Source organism: Microcystis sp. LE19-84.1B (assembly GCF_027531875.1).
In the GTDB taxonomy this organism is placed as follows: domain Bacteria; phylum Cyanobacteriota; class Cyanobacteriia; order Cyanobacteriales; family Microcystaceae; genus Microcystis; species Microcystis panniformis.
This window is the reverse complement of record NZ_JAPZSR010000011.1, coordinates 1-5,019: the sequence shown is the minus strand read 5'-3', so window position 1 is coordinate 5,019 and position 5,019 is coordinate 1. Positions and strand designations below refer to the sequence as shown.

The 5,019-nt window shown below is 45.3% G+C and carries 4 protein-coding genes; 2 read left to right on the top strand and 2 right to left on the bottom strand.

Going from position 1 to position 5,019, the window contains the following annotated elements:
• Positions 1 to 108 precede the first annotated feature (108 nt).
• On the bottom strand, positions 109 to 540 hold the full coding sequence (locus O9324_RS00540) for a hypothetical protein (RefSeq protein ID WP_287629885.1): 432 nt from the start codon (positions 538 to 540) through the stop codon (positions 109 to 111).
• A gap of 422 nt (positions 541 to 962) precedes the next feature.
• On the opposite strand from O9324_RS00540, the gene O9324_RS00535 reads away from it, so the two are divergent.
• Together O9324_RS00535 and O9324_RS00530 are read left to right on the top strand one after the other, a co-directional pair.
• The gene (locus O9324_RS00535) at positions 963 to 2,261 is read left to right on the top strand and encodes a homoserine dehydrogenase (protein WP_288139203.1); all 1,299 of its coding nucleotides are present in this window, start codon (positions 963 to 965) and stop codon (positions 2,259 to 2,261) included.
• 19 nt (positions 2,262 to 2,280) lie between these two features.
• Positions 2,281 to 3,189: a LysM peptidoglycan-binding domain-containing M23 family metallopeptidase gene (locus O9324_RS00530; protein WP_287629884.1), complete on the top strand. Its 909-nt coding sequence runs from the start codon at positions 2,281 to 2,283 to the stop codon at positions 3,187 to 3,189.
• A 142-nt stretch (positions 3,190 to 3,331) separates the two neighbouring features.
• On the opposite strand, the gene eno is transcribed toward O9324_RS00530, so the two are convergent.
• Positions 3,332 to 4,630: a phosphopyruvate hydratase gene (gene eno, locus O9324_RS00525; protein WP_425589512.1), complete on the bottom strand. Its 1,299-nt coding sequence runs from the start codon at positions 4,628 to 4,630 to the stop codon at positions 3,332 to 3,334.
• Positions 4,631 to 5,019 lie beyond the last annotated feature (389 nt).

The following is a 5,019-nucleotide window of genomic DNA, read 5'->3' as shown; positions in this document are numbered from 1 at the left end:
TTTGTCTTAAACAAAAGTACAAACTCGGCTTCTGAAGCCACTTTCCAAGACTGACCGAGCAAAATTCTCTATCTCCTAACACCACTATTTTATGACCTGATAGCACCGTCAATATTTTCCCCAATACTCGCTGCTGTTCTTTGAGATTACTACTTCCTTTTTTTCCAATATCTCCCAATAGATTGGTATGGCTCTCTTGTCATAAATTAGACTCACCATCAAGATATTAATTGCTCCCCAACTCGTCCGGTCTATGGCAATATATACTAATCCTTTTATTGTGAACCTCTCCTGCTGTTTTAACATCTCTTTTAGGCAGGGAACCCAGATTTTTTCAATGTTCAGGATTTCCAGCTTTAAAAATCTTTTGAGTTTTTTTCTCCGACTCTCAAACAGGATTGGTATTGGTAGTGATTCTGCTAATATCTCTAACTTGGCTTGCTTTAGTATTTGCCAGGTTCCAACTATCATTAACAACAGTAGATATCTGGCTCGCCCCAGTTCATTCTCTAAGACTTTCTGGTATAGTTCACTTATCATTTTCGTTATTTAGGTCATATATGGTAAATATGACTGATCTTTTTTGGGAGTCTGTATCTGTATTCCATGCTACATAAGCTTTTCAGTTTGCTTGTCCCCCTGTCAGCGATTGATTTGTTCAAAAATATCAACTAGATAGGGAATTATTGTAATCATAAATTAGAGTTATGATCAAAAATTTTACTGACATTGCCGAATATCTATATCGGTCAATAAAATCAATAACAATTACAGGATAAGCGTTTAAACTTGATCGAGATTTGCTTGATTTAAATACAAAAATACTGAATATTTATCATCATCAGGCCCTGAACGCCAGCAAAAGAAAACCCCACAGACAAAGACCCTGTAATGATAAAATCGACAATGGCGACGGCTTGGCCATTAGTATTTTTTGCGTCGGACTAGCAGGAGATAAAAGCGTGACCTTTAAGATTGGTTTACTCGGTTTCGGGGTTGTGGGGACGGGAACAGCGAAAATCCTCCTCGATCCTTTTGGTCGTCATCCCGTACTCAAAGAGATTACCCTTGGACGAGTGGGAGTTAGATCCCTAGATAAACCCAGAGAAATTGAGCTTTCTCCCCAGCTGTTGACCAATGACCTAGAATCGATCGTTACTGACCCCGAAATTGATATTATTGTCGAATTATTGGGGGGTTTGGAACCGGCACGCTCTTTAATTCTCCAAGCAATCGCATCGGGAAAGCACGTTGTTACGGCAAATAAGGCGGTTATCGCCCGTTTTGGTGATGAAATCTACGCCAAGGCTAACGAAAAGGGGGTTTATGTCCTCCTAGAAGCGGCCGTGGGTGGTGGCATTCCCGTCATTAAACCCTTAAAACAATCCCTCGGAGCTAATCGCATCAGCAGCATCATGGGAATTGTCAACGGCACAACTAACTATATTCTCACCGAAATGAGCCAAAAAGGGGCAGATTTTAGCGAAGTTCTGGCCAAAGCTCAGGAATTAGGCTATGCGGAAGCGGATCCCACTGCGGACGTGGATGGATTCGACGCAGCCGATAAAATTGCTATTTTAGCCTCTCTGGGTTTTGGAGGTCGGGTAAAACGGGAAGATGTTTACTGTGAAGGTATCCGGCAAGTTAGCGCCGTCGATATCGCCTACGCTGATAGACTGGGATTTGTGATTAAATTATTAGCGATCGCGAAAGATACGGTTAAGGAGGATTCCGATACCTTAGAGTTGCGGGTTCATCCAACCCTAGTACCGAAAACCCATCCCCTCGCTAATGCTAACGGAGTCTATAACGCTATTCTGGTCGAGGGGGAACCCTTGGGACAAGTGATGTTTTACGGACCGGGTGCCGGTAGCGGACCGACGGCCAGCGCGGTAGTATCGGATGTGATGAATATCGTCGGAATTTTAAAAAGTAGTGGCAAAACCAAGGAACTTGACCCGCTTTTAAGCTGTATTCACCAGCATTATTGTCAAATCGCCCCGATGGAGTCGTTATCGACCCGTTTTTATGCTCGTTTTCTCTGTCGCGATGTGCCGGGGGTAATCGGTCATTTAGGTATGGCTTTCGGCAACCATGGAGTTAGTCTAGAATCCGTGGTACAAATTGGGATTAGGGGTGATTTAGCCGAAATTGTCGTTGTCACCCACGATGTACGCGAGGGCAATTTCCGCAACGCTTTAGCAGCCATAGAGTCTTTAGAAGCTATTGACAGTATTCCTAGTATTCTCCGGGTTTTGTAATTATAGAGATCGCTTTTTTATGGTCATGGGTCGGAGAATCAGAAGTGAGAAAAGTTGGCTAAGTTTGACTAGCACAATTTTGTTTTTTTGTCTAGGTTTTTTGGGCTTAAATCAAAAATTAATTTTTGCCCAAGGGTCTGATCCTGTTTGTCCCCTGCCGATTTTATCAAGGTTACAACGCCATAAAATCCAAGCGGGAGAAACGATCGCCTCCATCGCCGAAAAATACGCTCTTATCCCGGCAACGATAATTAAACTCAATCCGACTATTCTCAAAAATGGTTTGGCCCCCGTCGGGAAAGAAATCTTTATTCCCCCGATGAACGGCATTCGCATCGAAGCACCCAAGGGTTCCACTTGGCGCGATTTAGAAGCGGCCTATGGTATTCGTGCGGATATACTCTTTGAGCTTAACGGTTGTGGTCGCCGGCCGACAATAGTTTTTATCCCCGGCACCAATTGGTCCGCCGCCGGCAAGCGATCGGACTATACTGGATTAAGTTCTTATCCCTTACCCTTTGCCAGCACTGTCGGATTAGCCTACGGTTGGCAAAAAAGCCCCACGGAACAGAAAAATCTCTTTCATAGTGGTATTGATCTTCTCGCCCCAATTGGTACGCCTGTTCTGTCCGCCGAGGACGGTCTAGTGATTTATGTGGGTCAGGAAGGGGCCTATGGTAATTTGGTAGTAATTAATCATTTAGGTCGCCGGCAGACCCGTTATGCCCATTTAAGCCGGGTTACAGTGAGAATTGACCAACGGGTACGAGCAGGAGACGTTATCGGCGCGGTTGGCACCACCGGACAACCGGATATTATTCCCCCCCATCTTCATTTTGAGGTGCGCTTAGATACTCCCGTCGGTTGGACAGCGCAGGATCCCGCTTTGCATTTGCCCTCACGGGGGGACAGAGAGCCTGAAAAGTAGAGAGGGGATGGGGTGTAGAGGTTGGGTAAAATTTTTTGACTTACCCTGAGAGGCTAAAAAGTCAACCCAAATAACCGATTTGCTATCAAGGAGGGATCGAGAAAGCGGCTTTTGTTGCCCTTCACTATCCCTTCAACCCTGATTATTGGCGGAAATTCTGCCAACCAGCATAACGAGCGGCTGCACCTAATTCTGCCTCGATGCGGAGTAACTGATTATATTTGGCCAGACGTTCACCACGACAGGGAGCGCCAGTTTTTAATTGAGCTGCCGAGGTTGCAACGGAGAGATCTGCGATAAAATCATCGGGAGTTTCCCCAGAACGATGGCTAATATAGACAGTATAACCGCCAGAACGAGCGATTTTAATCGCTTCTAGGGTTTCCGTGACGCTGCCGATTTGATTGACTTTAATTAAAGAGGCATTGGCAACACCTCGATCAATCGCTTCCTGAATAATTTTCGGATTGGTACAGAAAATATCGTCTCCTACCAGTTGAATGCGATCGCCTAATCGTTTGGTCAATTCTTGCCAACCCTGCCAATCTTTTTCACCTAAACCATCTTCGAGGGAAACGATTGGGTATTGATTCAGCCAACTTTCCCACATATCGATCATTTCCTCGGAAGATTTCCGACTTTGATCGGATTTGAAAAATTCGTAGTAACCGCCATCACGCCAAAGTTCGCTAGTGGCAGGATCCAGAGCGATGGCAAAATCTTCTCCCGGTTTGTAACCGGCTTTTTCAATTCCAGCCAAAATTAACTCTACCGCCTCCACGTTAGCCTTTAAACTAGGGGCAAAACCGCCCTCATCACCGACACCAGTATAGTAACCTTTTTGTTTTAAAATCGATTTGAGAACGTGGTAGACTTCCGCTCCCATGCGTAAAGCTTCCGTAAAACTGGGCGCACCGACGGGAACTAATTTATACTCCTGAAAATCAACGGTGTTATCGGCATGAACACCGCCGTTAAGGATATTAAAACAGGGAGTTGGCAAGAGATTCGCTTCCTCACCGCCCAAATAACGATATAGAGGCATATTTTCAGAAGCAGCCGCTGCCCGAGCCACTGCCATAGACACTCCCAAAATAGCATTGGCTCCCAAATTTTTCTTATTGGCTGTACCATCGAGTTCTAACATGGTTTGATCGATCGCTGTTTGTTGGCTGGCTTCGGCTCCTTGCAGGGCATTGGCGATCGCTCCCTTGACGTGGGCTACTGCTTTTAACACTCCTTTGCCACCGTAGCGTTTATCATCACCATCTCGCAACTCCCAAGCTTCATTGATCCCCGTAGATGCCCCCGAAGGCACGGCGGCTCTGCCTTTGCTACCATCATCTAAGATTACATCCACTTCCACTGTGGGATTACCGCGGGAGTCAAGAATTTCTCTGGCAGTAATCGAGGCAATTTTAGCCATGTTTTTATTCCTTATCTAGGTGGTTTCATCTCAATTATTATACCTAGACCTTTAGAGGTCGATTGATTATTGTTATTTACTACACCTCAAATTACTGACTCTTGGCTTGATAAGCTAAGACGCATTTAAACCGCTTATTCTTAGATTAGCCGAACCTTCCCCAATCCCTTTACTGTTGCCTTTTGCCGTTCGGACCTCGGCGTGAGACTTCGGCGTGAGACTTCGGCGTGAGACTTCGGCGTGAGCTTTTGTCGAACGCTCAGTTCGCTGGTTACAAGGTAGAACCTTGTAACCAAATATTTAGGCTCTGCCTAATTTAAATATATTATTCTTCAGGTAGAACCTGAAAATAGCGTTCCCAGGTAGAACCCTGGAACGAGGTAGGAGACGAGGTAGGAAGCGCG